The sequence below is a fragment of the Ochrobactrum sp. AP1BH01-1 genome, from assembly GCF_018066705.1.
GTDB lineage: Bacteria > Pseudomonadota > Alphaproteobacteria > Rhizobiales > Rhizobiaceae > Brucella.
The window spans coordinates 865,772-879,543 of sequence record NZ_JAGPOU010000002.1; the positions used below are offsets into that span (position 1 = coordinate 865,772).

A 13,772-nucleotide genomic window follows, 5' to 3' on the forward strand; every position below is an offset into this window, starting at 1 on the left:
ACCGGGTGCGGAGGAACTCTCCACACCCGGCCGCTCGTGTTGTCAGATTTTACTCGGAAATATCGACTTCTTCGAAGCGATAGTCACCAAGCGGGCTCTGCTTGAAGCCGGTAACCTTGGCCGACATCGGCACGAAGACCGTCGAGTGAGCGAGGGTGTTCCAGGGAGCCTGCTCCTTGAAGATCACCTGAGCTTCTTCGTAAAGCTTCGTACGCTCTTCCTGGCTGGTCGTGACCTTGGCCTTCTGGATCAGATCCTCGAACGGCTTGTAGCACCACTGGGCACGGTTGTTCGAACCGACGCCAGCGCAGCCGAGAAGCGTGCCCATGAAGTTGTCCGGATCACCATTGTCACCGGTCCAGCCGAGGATGACGGCACCGTCACGTTCCTTGTCGCCCGACTTCTTGAGGTATTCGCCCCATTCCATCGAAACGATCTCTGCACTGACGCCAACCTTGGCCAGATCGGACTGCATGAGTTCAGCCGTGCGGCGGCCATTCGGCATGTAAGGACGGCTGACGGGCATAGCCCAGAGCTTCATCTTCAGATCCTTGACGCCAGCGGCTTCGAGAGCCTTCTTGGCAGCTTCCGGATCGTACTTGTCGTCCTCGATCTTGTCGTTATAGCCCCACATCGTTGGCGGGATCGGGTTCTTGGCCACCTGGCCCTGACCCTGATACACGGCATCGACAATCGCCTGCTTGTTGATTGCCTGGTTCAGCGCCTTGCGGACTTCAGGCTTGTCATAAGGCGCCTTCAGCGTGTTGTACGCGAAGTAAGCCACGTTCAGGCCAGCCTGTTCGTCAACCTTGAGGTTGGAATCGGCCTGGAGGCCCTTGATGTCGGCCGGAGCCGGATAGGACATCAGCTGGCATTCGCCAGCCTTGAGCTTCTGCGCGCGAACGGCAGGATCGGTTGTGATTGCGAAGACGAGATCGTCGATCTTCGGCTTGCCACCCCAATAGTCCGGATTGGCCTTGAAGCGAACGACAGCGTCCTTCTGGTAGGCGACGAACTGGAACGGGCCAGTACCAACCGGAATCTGGTTGAGATCGTCCTTCTTGCCATCGGCGGCGAGCTTGTCGGTGTATTCCTTCGAGATGATCGAAGCGAAAGGCATCGAGATATTGGCGAGGAACGGCGCTTCCGGACGGTTCAGCACAAACTTGACCGTGTAATCGTCAACCTTGACGATGTCCTTGATCAGCGCACCCATTTCCATGCTGTCGAAATATTCGTAGGTAATGCCAGCGGTGTACTGGTGCCAAGGATTGTCCTTGTTGCGCATGCGATCATAGGAGAAGATCACGTCGTCGGCGTTGAAATCACGGGTCGGCGTGAAATAGTCGTTCGAGTGGAACTTGACGCCCTTGCGCAGGTGGAAGGTGTATTCCAGACCGTCGTCGGTGACGTCCCAGCTTTCGGCGAGACCGGGTACGACTTTCGTCGTTCCGTTTTCGAATTCGGCAAGGCGGTTGTAAACCGGGTGGGCCGAGGCGTCGAACGTATCGCCGCCGGTATAGGCAGCCGGATCGAAGCCTTCAGGCGAAGCCGGCGAGCAATACACAAAGGTCTTCGCCGATGCAGCACCGCTCATCAGAGCCACCAGCGCGGTTGCTGCCAGGAGTTTTTGGTAGAATTTCATTATTGTCCGCCTCCACGGAAAAGCATGCCGCGTGCACCCCATTGCCCGCAGCTTGCGCTTATCGAAACGTGTGGATCGCCACTTTGCAAGCGCAATTTTTAGAACCACTTCATATTCTCAACCGATTGTGGGGTCATTCGTTAGATTTTTATTCTAATTACATACGCAATTTCGGAAAATTGCGCTAAAGCACATTGAATTATAATATTATTCGCACGCATTTTGCATGGGGTAATGCAAGCTGTGCATCATCGACTCGGACGCGACATAGATGTGTCCGATCAATTGGAAATTGTTTCTGGGTTCAATCGCCGGCAATCTGCAACCGAATTGACTGGTGCTTTGGGAAAAGGCGCGGTATTAAGTGGATAATTAATGTCATATTTGAGCTGTGCAAATTATGCCCGAAGCCAATCCAATTCGCCCGACAACACCCGAAGCCATACAGCTTGCCAAAACCCTGCTGCGCACGTCGCGCTATGGGGCCGTTGCCGTTTTCGATGCAGCGACCGGCAGGCCGCTGGCGAGCCGCGTTGCTGTTGCGACGGACACGGACGGCACTCCACTGATATTGGTCTCCGGGTTGGCAGCCCATACGCCGGGATTGCTCGCAAACCCTGCCTGCTCGCTTCTGCTTGGCGAGGTCGGCAAGGGAGACCCTCTTGCCCATGCGCGCGTCACACTGCATTGCCAGGCCCGAAAAGTTGAGAGGACCGCCCTTGACTATCCACGCATCCGCCGACGCTACCTCAATCACAATCCCAAGGGTTCGCTCTACGTGGATCTCGGGGATTTCGCCTTCTTTCGCCTCGAACTGGAAAGCGCCAGCCTGAACGGCGGCTTCGGCAAGGCATTCAACCTTACGCGGGACGATTTGCTGTGCGCAGCTTCGACAAGTGCGAACTTCGCCGAAAATGAACAAGACGCGCTTGACGATCTGAATGAAAACCACGTGCAGGAAATCGCGCGTATTGCACAGAATATCTCGAAATCAGGGGGCCTGCGGGAACAGTTCAAAATTGTGGGTATAGACCCCGAAGGTGCTGACATTGCCCAGGGCGACCTCGTTCTTCGTCACATGTTTTCAACGAAGCCTGATTCCCTAGGGGAAGCTGTTACAGCACTGGTCAAACGGTAAAATAAACCCCTTTGAAACAAAATCGCATTTTTTTTGGGACGAAATTGCACCTCTTTATACTGAATTGAATATAAGCAAGGGCTTTTCAAAAGCAGCTTATAGCATTATTTTGAATATGCATGCTTATGAAAATTCGCATGTATATTTTTAACTTTGTCCAGTCTTACGGGGGTATGACGGCAAATGAGCAACCAAGATACTTTCTTTGATTTAATTGAGAATGTAGACCAGGCTGCCGATTTTCTTTCGGCACTTGCTAACAATAAGCGATTACTAATTTTATGTAAGTTGCTTCACAATGAAATGTCCGTCGGTGCACTTGCCAAGGCGATTGACCTTAGCCAATCCGCTTTGTCTCAGCACCTGGCAAAACTACGAGCTCTTGATCTCGTTTCAACTCGTCGCGACGCACAGACGATCTATTACATGGTCTCTTCGCCGCATATCGAGTTGATGTTGTCGACACTCTCGAGTCTGTATATGAGTCCAACACCGCGCAGGCATAATCTGGCGGCAGTCGCTCACGCATAACATCATGAGGTCACAGCCGTGCGATGAACGAAAATTCTCATTCGCGCGGCTGTTGCCAGACGATCGACGATCCGGACGATATCCGCCTCGCCCCCTACCGGAACATTCGTGAAAAAGATCTCGTGGGGCGCCAGCAGCGTTTCATCGCTGAAGGCAAGGTGGTCTTGAACGTCCTGTTTTCCTATTCCGCACGCTTCGAGACGGAATCGTTGCTCGTTCTGGAAAACCGGATCGAGGGGCTCGGAGAACAACTCAGCCAACTCCCACCTGGTGTCCCCGTCTATTCCGTCCCGCAGACTGTCATGGATTCAGTCGCGGGATTTCACGTTCATCGCGGCATCCTTGCCGTAGGTCGCCGCAAACCGCAGCCGGGTCTGCAGACCATGCTTGAAGCCCTGCCCGCCAAATCGCTTGTCGTGGTGTTGTGCGGTATTTCCAATCACGACAATGTCGGCTCGATTTTTCGCAATGCCGCTGCTTTCGAGGCCGATTGCGTCCTGATGGACGAAACCTGCTGCGACCCGCTTTATCGCAAGGCCATCCGTGTATCGGTCGGCGCGACGCTGAAAGTCCCCTATTTCCGCGGCGGCAACATTGATGAAATCATCGCCGCGCTTGACGAGGCCGACTTCAACCTGCTTGCGCTGAGCCCGTCATCATCGCTCAGCATCTACGATGCGGCGAAGCACGACCATCACGCCCTTCTGCTCGGAACGGAAGGGGAAGGATTGCCGCCACGGCTACTTCAGAAGCTTCAGACAGCGCGAATTCCCATGTCCACTGCATTCGACAGCCTGAATGTAGCAACCGCATCGGGCATCGCCTTGTCCCGGTTCAGCAAGTTCTCGTGAAAAGGTCAGCGTGAAACAAAAAACCTCCGGCAGCAGGCCGGAGGTTTTGATTTCAGCAGGAAAGATTTATCAGGCCGCCGAGGCGCTTGCCGTATTGGCAACAAGACGGCGCAGCATTTCTTCTGCCTGCGGTTCACGCTCGGAACGGCCAATGAAACCGCCCCCAAAAACGCGCGCAGTGTTGCTTTCATCGGAATAAAGCACGCAGGCCTGCCCCGGAGCGATACCGCTTTCGCCGTCGACCAGTTCAACCCAGGTCTGGCCATCAGCATGGCGCAAAACGGCCGGACGCGGCGGTCGGGTCGAGCGAACCTTGGCAAACACTTCCATACCGCCTTCCGGCAGATCGCCAATTGGCGCATCGCCCAGCCAGTTGATATCGCGCAGGAAAACTTTATGCGTTTCCAGCGCTTCACGCGGACCGACGATAACCCGTGCATTGGCGGCATCGAGATGAACGACATAAAGCGGTTCACCTGTCGCAACACCGATACCGCGACGCTGCCCGACCGTGTAGTGTACGATACCGTCGTGACGGCCGAGCGTGCGCCCGTCGATATGGACAATATCGCCCGGATTGGCCGCTTCCGGCTTCAGCTTGGAGATGATGTCGGAATATTTGCCCTGCGGCACGAAGCAGATATCCTGGCTGTCCTGTTTCTTGGCAACCGTCAGGCCCATTTCCTCGGCGATTTCGCGCACCTGCGCCTTTGGCAGATGACCAAGCGGGAAGCGCAGATAATCGATCTGCTCTTGCGTGGTGGCAAAAAGGAAATAGCTCTGGTCGCGATCCGTATCCACCGGACGATAAAGCGCGCGATGCGCGCCATTGGCGCGGCTGCGGATATAATGCCCGGTCGCCAGCGCATCGGCGCCAAGATCCCGCGCGGTCTGCAGCAGATCGGCGAACTTCACCGTCTGATTGCACGAAACGCAAGGAATAGGCGTTTCGCCGCTGACATAGGAATTCGCAAAAGGATCGATCACGGCCTCGCGGAAGCGTGCTTCGTAATCGAGGACATAATGCGGAATGCCGAGACTTTCAGAAACGCGGCGGGCATCTTCGATGTCCTGTCCCGCGCAGCAGGAACCGGCGCGATGAACAGCTGCGCCATGATCATAAAGCTGCAGCGTCACGCCAACGACATCGTAACCTTCACGTTTGAGAATTCCGGCCACAACAGATGAATCGACGCCGCCCGACATGGCGACGACAACGCGCGTGTCTTCCGGCTTTCCCGGCAGATCGAGGCTGTTCAGGCTCATGATTGATTCCAGCTTCCGGGCAGATGCCCTGCTTCTCAAAATTTAGGTTTCTGGGCCCTATATAGGCTAAACTGCGGCAATTTGCCAAGGGTCAGAGCGCAATCATTGTCCAGATTGCGACAGGCGACGCACACTTCGGCGTGAAGTTTTCCGATCATATGCCGCAAAATTGCCCGCAAAAGGGCGATCGCGAGTATTTTTTCAAGTCTTACCAGAGAGTTACCAGCTGCTTAGGTAATTTTTAAAGCTGTCGCGTTAGTCTCCTACTCGATTAGGTCCTTGAGTGTTGTGTAGAGAGTACAATGACCGATCTGGTAAGACCACGTATAAAGTATGTTATCGGTCCTGATGGCAGCCCGCTGACCATCGCGGACCTCCCCCCCGCCAATACAAGGCGCTGGGTCATTCGCCGCAAGGCTGAAGTCGTCGCTGCGGTGCGGGGCGGACTTCTGAGCCTTGAGGAGGCATGCCAGCGTTACACATTGACGGTGGAGGAATTCCTTTCCTGGCAATCCTCAATCGATGAGCATGGTCTCGCCGGTCTCAGGACCACCAGAATACAGCAGTATCGTCACTAAAACCGTCTCCCAAAACCGGAACAGGTTTTGGAAAGGCGAGGATCGGGCCTCCTGCGGAGCAAGTCTTGCGCAACCGGGTCTGGATCGACAAACCGAAAACCGGCCCACGTGGCCGGTTTTTATTTGCACATTCCGTTCCTATGTTGTGAACTTGGCATATTGATCAGACACAAAAGGTTCAGGAGGATGGCATGAGCGGAACTATCGAGATTCGCAAGGAAGACAGCTCCGATGGCGGACGCTATGCGGCTGTTCTCGACGGCAGTGAAGCCGAAATGACCTATACGAAGCTTGGCCCCTCGCTGATATCCATCGACCATACTTTTGTGCCGGACGCGATGCGCGGCAAAGGCGTCGCGCAGGCGCTTGCCAAGAATGCGGTTCTGGATGCACGCCGGAGCGGGTGGAAGATCATCCCGCGCTGCAGCTTCATGCACGCGCAGGCGATGCGCCATCCCGATTGGTCGGATGTTCTCGGCAAGGAATAGTCGCCGACTGCAGCCCTATTGCAGGTCGCGGATGCGGCGCGCCAGGCTCTTGGGACCCGCTTTCTTGCCTTTTCCTGCATCGGCCTTTTCTGCTGCCTCAAGAATTGAATGGATCGGTGATTCCGGTCCTTCCTTTTCAGCGGTTGCAGCTACCATGCGAGCGGCAAGTTCAGCCATTTCTTCGCGAAGGACTGCATTTTCGCGCTCGATCCGGGACCACTCGGGATTGTCGCTCGCGTCCGCATTCCTGCGGCTGTAGCGCTCGATTTTTTCCTGCGCATCCGAAAGCTCGGAAATCAGCTTCTCAAGTTTCTGCTGCAATTCACTATTGCGGCGCTTTTCGCTTTTCAGCTCCGTCTGCGCCGACGTCAACTGGGTCGACACTTCGTTGTAGCGCGCTGCGGCTTCCTTGCGATCTCGACGCATTTCGGTCATCTCGTTTGTCAGACGGCTGTATTCCGTCTCGCTTGCACTTATTTCGATACGCAAGGTATCCGCCAATCCCTCGAGCGCGCTGTAATGGCTTTGCATCCGTTCCAGTTCAGCCTGAAGGATCGCCGCCTTTTCCAGCGCGTTATCGCGGGCTGTCTCGGCTTCCTTGGTCGCCCGCTCAAGTTCTGCCAGCTGTTTCTCGATATCGGCCTGGCTCTCTTCGAGGCGTGGAATGCGTTTCAGCTCTTCATATTGCCGGGACAGCGTCACCTTCTGTTCGGCATTCTTCTGACGTTCGAGCTTCAGCAATTGTTCCTGTCTGCTGACCGCGACGGCATATTCCGCGCGCAGCCCATCACGATCGGCGCGAATCTCGGCAAGAGTGATCGGCAGTTCCGCTTGGACCTGTCGCCGCGCCAGAAAGAACGCGCGCCGCCAGACCGAAGGGCCGAGCAGAACCACGGCGAAAACCGTCACAAGAACGCCGAATATGAAAAAGAGAGCGGACTGGATCACGGTTTCAGATGGCCCGAGCGGTTTCAGACAAGCATTTACTATTCATAGTGCGCGGTCCACCATCTTTCCAGCCAGCAGAAACAATCACCGGCTGAAAAGTATCGCGCCCGGACAACCGAGGCTTAGAACGGGTTCCACGTCGGCGCTCCGGAAAGCTTCAGATAACCGATATTTACGCCCAGCCTCGCGCCCACGCCGGTGCGGATCGGCACAAGCATGATGTTCTCGCGTTTCAGGACGTTGAAGCCGACACCGGCAACGACATAGGCGGAACCTGCAACACCGGCGTAGCGCCCGTACAGGTTCTGGATGTCGTCCAGATTATAGACGAGCATCATGACACGTGAGCCCTGCCCGCCGAAATCCCAGCCAAGTGAGGGGCCTTGCCAGTACGTCTTATGATCGCCTGCGTTCTTGGTGTAGAGCGTGCCTTCGCCGTAGGTCAGGCCGCCGATAAACGCGCCGGAGCCTTCCTCACCAAGAATATAGCCGTTGGGCAGACCAAAGCTCTGGAACGCCTTCTCGACCGCGCTTGCGATTCCACCCGAAGCCGATCCGAAGAACCTGTGACCGGATTCGACGATTTCCTCGGCAGTGTATGTGTTCTGTGCTCTCGCCTGATTGGGCAGAGCGATGAAAGAAACAAACAGCGCCGCAAAAAACGCAACGAAGCACGCCGCATTGCGGAACCTGATTTGCGACAGGGATTGTATGGCCATGTAAAATTCCTTTTGGCTCTCCGCTCCTCTGTCTGACGGCCCTGTTAAAAAGCCAGACCACGTCTCTTACGGACATTTTGGTCGAATCGCGCCTATTTTAGACCCGAATTTATTGTCCAAACCTTTAAGCACCGAAATTGACTTTACGAAGGCATGGAATTTCCGGCTTTTCTCATATGATGTGAAGCGGTGCCGGAGCCCGGCGGATCAAAAAGAGAGCTTTGTTGCGGCGTTCCGATGGCGCGTGTATCCAGTTAAATCGATATTCAGGGCGATTCGCCCATCTTCATGCAGCGCGCAAACTCTGGCTTTGCGGGCTGTCTCGTTAACCGATAACGATCCTGTTATCCGACCTGCTCGGAGACCGGGATCAATCCGCGTTCCGGAGAAAACGCCATGCCAATGCCCGTTACCCTTTCCGCGCTCGACCTCGGTGCGCTTCTGTGCAGCAGGATCTGTCATGACATTATTTCGCCGGTCGGCGCGATCAATAACGGTCTGGAGCTGCTCGAAGAAGGCGGAGCCGACGAAGATGCAATGGCGCTCATCAAATCAAGCGCCCGCAACGCCTCCGCTCGCCTTCAGTTTGCCCGCATCGCTTTCGGAGCCGCAGGCTCTGCTGGCGTGCAGATCGATACAGGTGACGCGCAGAACGTTGCCACCGAATATTTCAAGAACGAAAAGCCGGAATTCACCTGGGAAGGCACCCGCGTCCTTCTGCCCAAGAACAAGGTCAAGCTGCTTCTGAACATGCTTCTGATCGGCAACGCAGCCATCCCGCGCGGCGGCTCGCTCGCCGTGCGGCTTGAAGGCGGCGACACCGAACCGCGCTTCGTCATCACCGTGAAGGGCCGGATGCTGCGCGTTCCGCCGAAGTTCCTTGAACTTCATTCCGGTGCTGCCCCGGAAGAGCCGATCGACGCCCATTCCGTCCAGCCTTATTATACACTTCTTCTGGCCGAAGAGGCCGGCATGAAGATTTCCATCCACGCGACTGCGGAAGACATCGTATTTTCTGCTGAATAAACGCTCCCGAGCGCGGGGCCAGCCCGCGCTCACACTGGCAAACTGTCATGAAACCCTCTATCAGTCAGGCAGTGCGTATGTGGGGGGACTGAATGACGAATGGACCAATGACAGGTTATTGCCTGCTGGTGGATGACTCCTCGGTCATTCGCAAGGTCGCCCGCCGCATCCTTTCCGAAACCATCGCAGAATTTGCTGAAGCTTCGAGCGGTCGGGAAGCGCTCGAAACCTGTTTTTCGCGCATGCCCGATGTCATTCTGCTCGACTACGACCTGCCGGACATGACGGCACTGGAAGTCGTGACCGAATTGCGCGCCATGCCTGGCGGCGACCAGCCGCGTGTCATCCTGTGTCTTTATGAACTCGACGTGACCCGCATCATGCGGGCAAAGCGCGCAGGCGCCAACGGCTATATTCTCAAACCATTTGACCGCGCCTATCTCACAGAGCAGTTCGCAGGCGTTCTATCCGCTTAAAGCCTGCAACCAGCCCCTCAAAAAGCAAAAGCTCCGCCGAAGCGGAGCTTTTTACATTTAAGCGCACGAAACCAATCAGGCGCTTTCGCGCATTTCCGCATCCGGCTCACGCAGCACATAACCGCGGCCCCAGACCGTTTCGATATAGCTCTGGCTGCCGGAAACAGCGTCTAGCTTCTTGCGAAGCTTGCAGATGAAGACGTCGATGATCTTCAGTTCCGGCTCGTCCATGCCACCATAGAGATGGTTGAGGAACATTTCCTTGGTGAGCGTCGTGCCCTTGCGAAGCGAAAGAAGCTCCAGCATCTGGTATTCCTTGCCGGTCAGGTGAACGCGCTGGCCGGCGACTTCCACCGTCTTCGCATCCAGATTGACCACGAGGTCGCCCGTCGTGATGACCGACTGCGCATGTCCCTTGGAACGGCGCACGATCGCATGAATACGTGCGATCAACTCGTCCTTGTGGAACGGCTTGGTCATGTAGTCGTCGGCACCGAAGCCCAGACCGCGAACCTTGTCCTCGATGCCGGCCATGCCGGAAAGGATAAGGATCGGCGTCTTCACCTTGGACAGACGCAAGGTGCGAAGAACTTCGTAACCAGACATATCCGGCAGGTTCAAGTCCAGCAGGATGATGTCGTAATCATATAGCTTGCCGAGATCGATGCCTTCTTCGCCCAGATCGGTCGTGTAGACATTGAAACTCTCGGACTTGAGCATCAGCTCGATGCTCTGTGCGATAGCACTGTCGTCTTCAATCAAAAGGACGCGCATCTCTTATCCCCTTTCCGCAGCCGACCCGATGTCCCTCACGGCAGCACACGGAACTATCGTTGCCTTTGCATGAAGGTGCCAGCAAATGGTTAACAAAATATGATTCTGCTTGGCAAGCATATTTGTGCCCTGTTTAGAAAATTCTCTTACGCGCCTGAATCATAAAGACATTCTCTTCCTCACGACTCTAAAGCATCGCATTAAGAATCTTCGCTAAGCGATTCATCTGACTCTAGCTTTCGCCTGTTGCCGAAAAACCACACGAGGTTTACCGAGCCTTAAGTCCTAACGCGTATGATTAACTTCGCCGGTAAAGGAATGGTTACCAAACGAGCGAATTCTTAACTTTTTGTTTCGCTTATGGAGCCGTTTCAGAAGAACGGTTGCGATGAGTTCCCCTTCAGGGGACTGAATTCGCAAGGAGATTCGGGGGTGAGCCGGGCGCGTTTTGCCTGTTTACACCTGTTAATAAAGTCGGGGGGAACGCCCCAACACATGAAAGCTGGTTGGTGTTCAAGGAGTATTGCGTATGAAGCCACGTGAAAGCCTAGTCAGGCTGAAACTGTTCCAGGTGAAGGAAAAACGCCGTCAACTGGGCCAGCTCGACCTGATGATCGGCGAGTTCGAACGGATGGCCGGAGAACTCGACGCTCAGATTCTATCGGAAGAGAAAAAAGCTGGCATCACTGACATCAATCATTTCGCTTATCCGACCTTCGCCAAGGCGGCACGCCAGCGGCGCGACAATCTCTTCGTATCGATTCGCGACCTGATGTCCCAGAAGGAAGCGGCCGAAGCCGAACTGTCGGCAGCGGAAACCGAGTTGACGAAAGCCGAAGCGCTCGAAGAACGCGACGGCGGCAAGGCGCCGAGGGAAGTGATCGAGCGTTCGGGCAACCAGCGCCGCGCCATGATCGGTTGATTGACGATCCGTTTCTCAACCTTGCCCAACGATGAAAAACACCGCCCCGCTGGCGGTGTTTTCGTGTTCTGCTGATCAAACCGGTCCTTCGTCCAATTCAGCTTGCGCGCTTGATCCGCAACTGGAAACAGTTGTTGCGGGCAGATCGGACGTCGACGAAACCGATCTCCGGGCGGCCGAGCAGGTCGGCGGCATAATCTGCCAGATCATCGCGCTCGACGACTTTCCCTGTTCCATATTTGATGCGGTAGTTTTCGGTATAGCCTTTCAGCAGATAATCCTTGCTCGACTTCAAAATGGGCGGAACGCCTTCTCCAGCCCAGGCCTCGCAGGGGTCGGCACACAAAAAGACCGGCCCGGTTTCAGCATAGGGCTGGATATCGGGAAAGGGGCGATAAGCCAAAATGAGCATGCCCGCCCCCTTCGGTACGAAGTCAAGGCAATGGCGACAGGGATTGCCGTCTCCATCGGAAATCGTTCGCTCCGGCACACAGCCATAAGCATCCATGCCACCGGCTTGCAATGCACGCACCTCGTCGCTCGGCATTGGAAGATATTTTAATTTCATCGCCCTTCTTCTCCGTTGACCGGCAATCGGCGTGAACGCCGCATGGACAGGGCCGCCCATGCTTCACGCGCCGTCTCTCAAACTGCCGATGGAGAAGCGAATGAACCATCCGTTTCTTCCGATCAAATGCGACAATTGCAAAAAACAGGGGCGGTTAGCTGGAAGAAGCGCGGAGATTTGGCCAAAACCGTGCAAATCTTGGTTTGCATCGCTCCCGGGCCGGATGTAGTGAAAAGACATAATGCAGAAATCCTCCCCCTCGGAGCCGAATTCGGCCTCCCAAAAATTCAGCGTCAGGACCTTGCCGAGACCAGCCCAGTGGGGCCTGCTGGTCATATTTTCTGCTATTCTGATCTTTGCAGGTGAAAAGCTGCAATTGCCGGCCGCCATGCTTCTGGGCGCGATGATCGGCGCAATCCTGATGGCTGCGGGCGAAAGCACGTTGCGGGTCCACCGCTGGCTGTCATTGGGCGCGCAGGGCGTCGTTGGCAGCCTCATCGCCCGTTCGATCACGGCGGAGTTTTTCACCAGCATGGGGCAACACCTGCCCGTCATCCTGTTGTCTGTCGGCTATGTGCTGTTTACCAGCACCTTCATTGGCTATCTGCTCGCGCGTTTTCGCATCTTGCCGGGAACAACCGCCGTATGGGGGTCTTCTCCGGGTGCGGCCACAGCCATGACGCTGATGGCGGAATCTCATGGCGCAGATGCCCGTCTCGTCGCCTTCATGCAATATCTGCGCGTGGTGCTGGTTGCTACTGCTGCTTCGCTCGTCTTGCGCCTCAGCGCAGGTGTGGAAACCGTTGCGCCTGCCGAAATCGTCTGGTTTCCACCCGTCGATTGGTCCACTCTCGGCCCCACACTGCTTCTGATCGTCGGCGGTGCGTTCCTCGGGGAAATTCTCCGTATCCCTACTGGCGCCATGCTCGTGCCGCTCCTGTTGGGCACGCTGCTTCAGGATACGGGTTTCATCACCATTGACCTGCCGCCGTGGCTGCTCGCGGTCAGCTATCTGCTCATTGGATGGCGCATCGGCCTCGGCTTCTCTCGCGCCATCATCGTTCATGCCGCACGGGCTTTTCCGGCTGTGCTGGTGTCCACGCTTCTCCTCATTGCCGTCTGCGGACTGTTCGGCATGGCGCTCGGACACCTGCTCGGGCTCGACCCGCTGACCGCCTACCTTGCCACCAGCCCCGGCGGCGCAGACACGGTTGCGATCATCGCCGCATCAAGCAATGTCGACCTGCCCTTCATCATCGCAATGCAGACGAGCCGTTTCTTCATCGTGCTTCTGGCAGGCCCGGCCATCGCCCGTTTTGTCGCAGCGCGCGTCGACAAGCGTACTATGGAGCGGATTACGAAAAAGAACCTGTAACAGCCTGATTGCCGGGACTGGCAGGACCATGTTAGGCTTTCCGAATGACACAGGTTTGCACCCATCTCATGTTTCAGGGCAGTGCAGGCGCGGCTCTGGAAACATATCGTTCGATCTTTCCCGACTTCGCGATCGAGTCGATCAAAATCTATGACGAAGCGAGCGGCAGTCCGGGCAAGGTGCAGATTGCCCGCGTGACCTTTGCAGAACACCGGCTGATCGTGATCGACAGTCCCATTCCGCACCAGTTTGATTTCAATCCATCCGTATCGCTGTTCGTCGATTTTCACGATGAGGAAAGTCTGACCGACGTTTTTGAAAAGCTTTCGCAAGGCGGCGAGACGCTGATGCCGCTCGACAATTATGGATTCAGCAAGCTTTTCGCCTGGATCAAGGACAAATACGGTGTTTCCTGGCAATTGAACTTGCAGGCCTGACAAACAAAAAAACCCGGCTCTCGCCGGGTC

At 55.8% G+C, this 13,772-nt stretch carries 16 protein-coding genes; 10 read left to right on the top strand and 6 right to left on the bottom strand.

Going from position 1 to position 13,772, the window contains the following annotated elements; translation table 11 throughout:
• Positions 1 to 49 precede the first annotated feature (49 nt).
• The gene (locus J9800_RS09545; RefSeq protein WP_112585677.1) at positions 50 to 1,645 is read right to left on the bottom strand and encodes an ABC transporter substrate-binding protein; all 1,596 of its coding nucleotides are present in this window, start codon (positions 1,643 to 1,645) and stop codon (positions 50 to 52) included.
• Between the two features lie 400 nt (positions 1,646 to 2,045).
• Between J9800_RS09545 and J9800_RS09550 the strand changes: the two genes are divergently transcribed.
• The 3 genes from J9800_RS09550 (at position 2,046) to J9800_RS09560 (ending at position 4,165) form a co-directional block, all read left to right on the top strand.
• Positions 2,046 to 2,783: a HugZ family pyridoxamine 5'-phosphate oxidase gene (locus J9800_RS09550; RefSeq protein WP_114216286.1), complete on the top strand. Its 738-nt coding sequence runs from the start codon at positions 2,046 to 2,048 to the stop codon at positions 2,781 to 2,783.
• A 183-nt stretch (positions 2,784 to 2,966) separates the two neighbouring features.
• A complete protein-coding gene (locus J9800_RS09555) occupies positions 2,967 to 3,314 on the top strand; it encodes an ArsR/SmtB family transcription factor (protein WP_006467382.1) in 348 nt (115 codons plus the stop codon).
• A gap of 23 nt (positions 3,315 to 3,337) precedes the next feature.
• Complete coding sequence (locus J9800_RS09560) at positions 3,338 to 4,165, top strand: TrmH family RNA methyltransferase (protein WP_114216285.1); 828 nt, start codon at positions 3,338 to 3,340, stop codon at positions 4,163 to 4,165.
• Positions 4,166 to 4,234: 69 nt separating this feature from the next.
• Here J9800_RS09560 and mnmA read toward each other — a convergent pair whose 3' ends face one another.
• The gene (mnmA, locus tag J9800_RS09565) at positions 4,235 to 5,431 is read right to left on the bottom strand and encodes a tRNA 2-thiouridine(34) synthase MnmA (protein ID WP_025090540.1); all 1,197 of its coding nucleotides are present in this window, start codon (positions 5,429 to 5,431) and stop codon (positions 4,235 to 4,237) included.
• Between the two features lie 302 nt (positions 5,432 to 5,733).
• On the opposite strand from mnmA, the gene sciP reads away from it, so the two are divergent.
• Both sciP and J9800_RS09575 read left to right on the top strand, forming a co-directional pair.
• Complete coding sequence (gene sciP, locus J9800_RS09570; RefSeq protein ID WP_002964694.1) at positions 5,734 to 6,009, top strand: CtrA inhibitor SciP; 276 nt, start codon at positions 5,734 to 5,736, stop codon at positions 6,007 to 6,009.
• 191 nt (positions 6,010 to 6,200) lie between these two features.
• The gene (locus J9800_RS09575) at positions 6,201 to 6,497 is read left to right on the top strand and encodes a GNAT family N-acetyltransferase (protein WP_114216284.1); all 297 of its coding nucleotides are present in this window, start codon (positions 6,201 to 6,203) and stop codon (positions 6,495 to 6,497) included.
• Between the two features lie 15 nt (positions 6,498 to 6,512).
• Here J9800_RS09575 and J9800_RS09580 read toward each other — a convergent pair whose 3' ends face one another.
• Positions 6,513 to 7,421: a coiled-coil domain-containing protein gene (locus J9800_RS09580; protein ID WP_205315956.1), complete on the bottom strand. Its 909-nt coding sequence runs from the start codon at positions 7,419 to 7,421 to the stop codon at positions 6,513 to 6,515.
• A 146-nt stretch (positions 7,422 to 7,567) separates the two neighbouring features.
• Entirely contained in the window at positions 7,568 to 8,164 is a 597-nt protein-coding gene (locus J9800_RS09585) for a DUF1134 domain-containing protein (protein WP_112585667.1), read from the bottom strand.
• A 396-nt stretch (positions 8,165 to 8,560) separates the two neighbouring features.
• Here J9800_RS09585 and chpT point away from each other — a divergent pair, with 396 nt between their 5' ends.
• Both chpT and J9800_RS09595 read left to right on the top strand, forming a co-directional pair.
• Positions 8,561 to 9,190 (top strand): histidine phosphotransferase ChpT, encoded by a 630-nt coding sequence (gene chpT, locus J9800_RS09590; protein ID WP_006467394.1) that lies wholly within the window; start codon positions 8,561 to 8,563, stop codon positions 9,188 to 9,190.
• 92 nt (positions 9,191 to 9,282) lie between these two features.
• On the top strand, positions 9,283 to 9,666 hold the full coding sequence (locus J9800_RS09595; protein WP_114216282.1) for a response regulator: 384 nt from the start codon (positions 9,283 to 9,285) through the stop codon (positions 9,664 to 9,666).
• A gap of 75 nt (positions 9,667 to 9,741) precedes the next feature.
• On the opposite strand, the gene ctrA is transcribed toward J9800_RS09595, so the two are convergent.
• Positions 9,742 to 10,440 (bottom strand): response regulator transcription factor CtrA, encoded by a 699-nt coding sequence (gene ctrA / locus J9800_RS09600; protein ID WP_006467396.1) that lies wholly within the window; start codon positions 10,438 to 10,440, stop codon positions 9,742 to 9,744.
• 529 nt (positions 10,441 to 10,969) lie between these two features.
• Between ctrA and J9800_RS09605 the strand changes: the two genes are divergently transcribed.
• On the top strand, positions 10,970 to 11,362 hold the full coding sequence (locus tag J9800_RS09605; RefSeq protein WP_112585663.1) for a flagellar export protein FliJ: 393 nt from the start codon (positions 10,970 to 10,972) through the stop codon (positions 11,360 to 11,362).
• A gap of 97 nt (positions 11,363 to 11,459) precedes the next feature.
• Here J9800_RS09605 and J9800_RS09610 read toward each other — a convergent pair whose 3' ends face one another.
• Positions 11,460 to 11,930, bottom strand: coding sequence for a DUF1203 domain-containing protein (locus J9800_RS09610; RefSeq protein WP_114216281.1), 471 nt, complete (start codon positions 11,928 to 11,930; stop codon positions 11,460 to 11,462).
• 241 nt (positions 11,931 to 12,171) lie between these two features.
• On the opposite strand from J9800_RS09610, the gene J9800_RS09615 reads away from it, so the two are divergent.
• Entirely contained in the window at positions 12,172 to 13,305 is a 1,134-nt protein-coding gene (locus tag J9800_RS09615) for an AbrB family transcriptional regulator (protein WP_114216280.1), read from the top strand.
• A gap of 44 nt (positions 13,306 to 13,349) precedes the next feature.
• Positions 13,350 to 13,742, top strand: a complete 393-nt coding sequence (locus J9800_RS09620; RefSeq protein ID WP_112585658.1) for a VOC family protein — start codon at positions 13,350 to 13,352, stop codon at positions 13,740 to 13,742.
• The last annotated feature ends 30 nt before the right edge of the window (positions 13,743 to 13,772 follow it).

Coding starts and splice junctions, on each gene's coding strand:
- ctrA (WP_006467396.1), bottom strand. CDS start 10,440: ATGCGCGTCCTTTTGATTGAAGACGACAGTGCTATCGCACAGAGCATC.
- J9800_RS09555 (WP_006467382.1), top strand. CDS start 2,967: ATGAGCAACCAAGATACTTTCTTTGATTTAATTGAGAATGTAGACCAG.
- J9800_RS09605 (WP_112585663.1), top strand. CDS start 10,970: ATGAAGCCACGTGAAAGCCTAGTCAGGCTGAAACTGTTCCAGGTGAAG.
- J9800_RS09595 (WP_114216282.1), top strand. CDS start 9,283: ATGACGAATGGACCAATGACAGGTTATTGCCTGCTGGTGGATGACTCC.
- chpT (WP_006467394.1), top strand. CDS start 8,561: ATGCCAATGCCCGTTACCCTTTCCGCGCTCGACCTCGGTGCGCTTCTG.
- J9800_RS09610 (WP_114216281.1), bottom strand. CDS start 11,930: ATGAAATTAAAATATCTTCCAATGCCGAGCGACGAGGTGCGTGCATTG.
- J9800_RS09575 (WP_114216284.1), top strand. CDS start 6,201: ATGAGCGGAACTATCGAGATTCGCAAGGAAGACAGCTCCGATGGCGGA.
- J9800_RS09560 (WP_114216285.1), top strand. CDS start 3,338: ATGAACGAAAATTCTCATTCGCGCGGCTGTTGCCAGACGATCGACGAT.
- J9800_RS09585 (WP_112585667.1), bottom strand. CDS start 8,164: ATGGCCATACAATCCCTGTCGCAAATCAGGTTCCGCAATGCGGCGTGC.
- J9800_RS09615 (WP_114216280.1), top strand. CDS start 12,172: ATGCAGAAATCCTCCCCCTCGGAGCCGAATTCGGCCTCCCAAAAATTC.
- mnmA (WP_025090540.1), bottom strand. CDS start 5,431: ATGAGCCTGAACAGCCTCGATCTGCCGGGAAAGCCGGAAGACACGCGC.
- J9800_RS09620 (WP_112585658.1), top strand. CDS start 13,350: ATGACACAGGTTTGCACCCATCTCATGTTTCAGGGCAGTGCAGGCGCG.
- J9800_RS09550 (WP_114216286.1), top strand. CDS start 2,046: ATGCCCGAAGCCAATCCAATTCGCCCGACAACACCCGAAGCCATACAG.
- sciP (WP_002964694.1), top strand. CDS start 5,734: ATGACCGATCTGGTAAGACCACGTATAAAGTATGTTATCGGTCCTGAT.
- J9800_RS09545 (WP_112585677.1), bottom strand. CDS start 1,645: ATGAAATTCTACCAAAAACTCCTGGCAGCAACCGCGCTGGTGGCTCTG.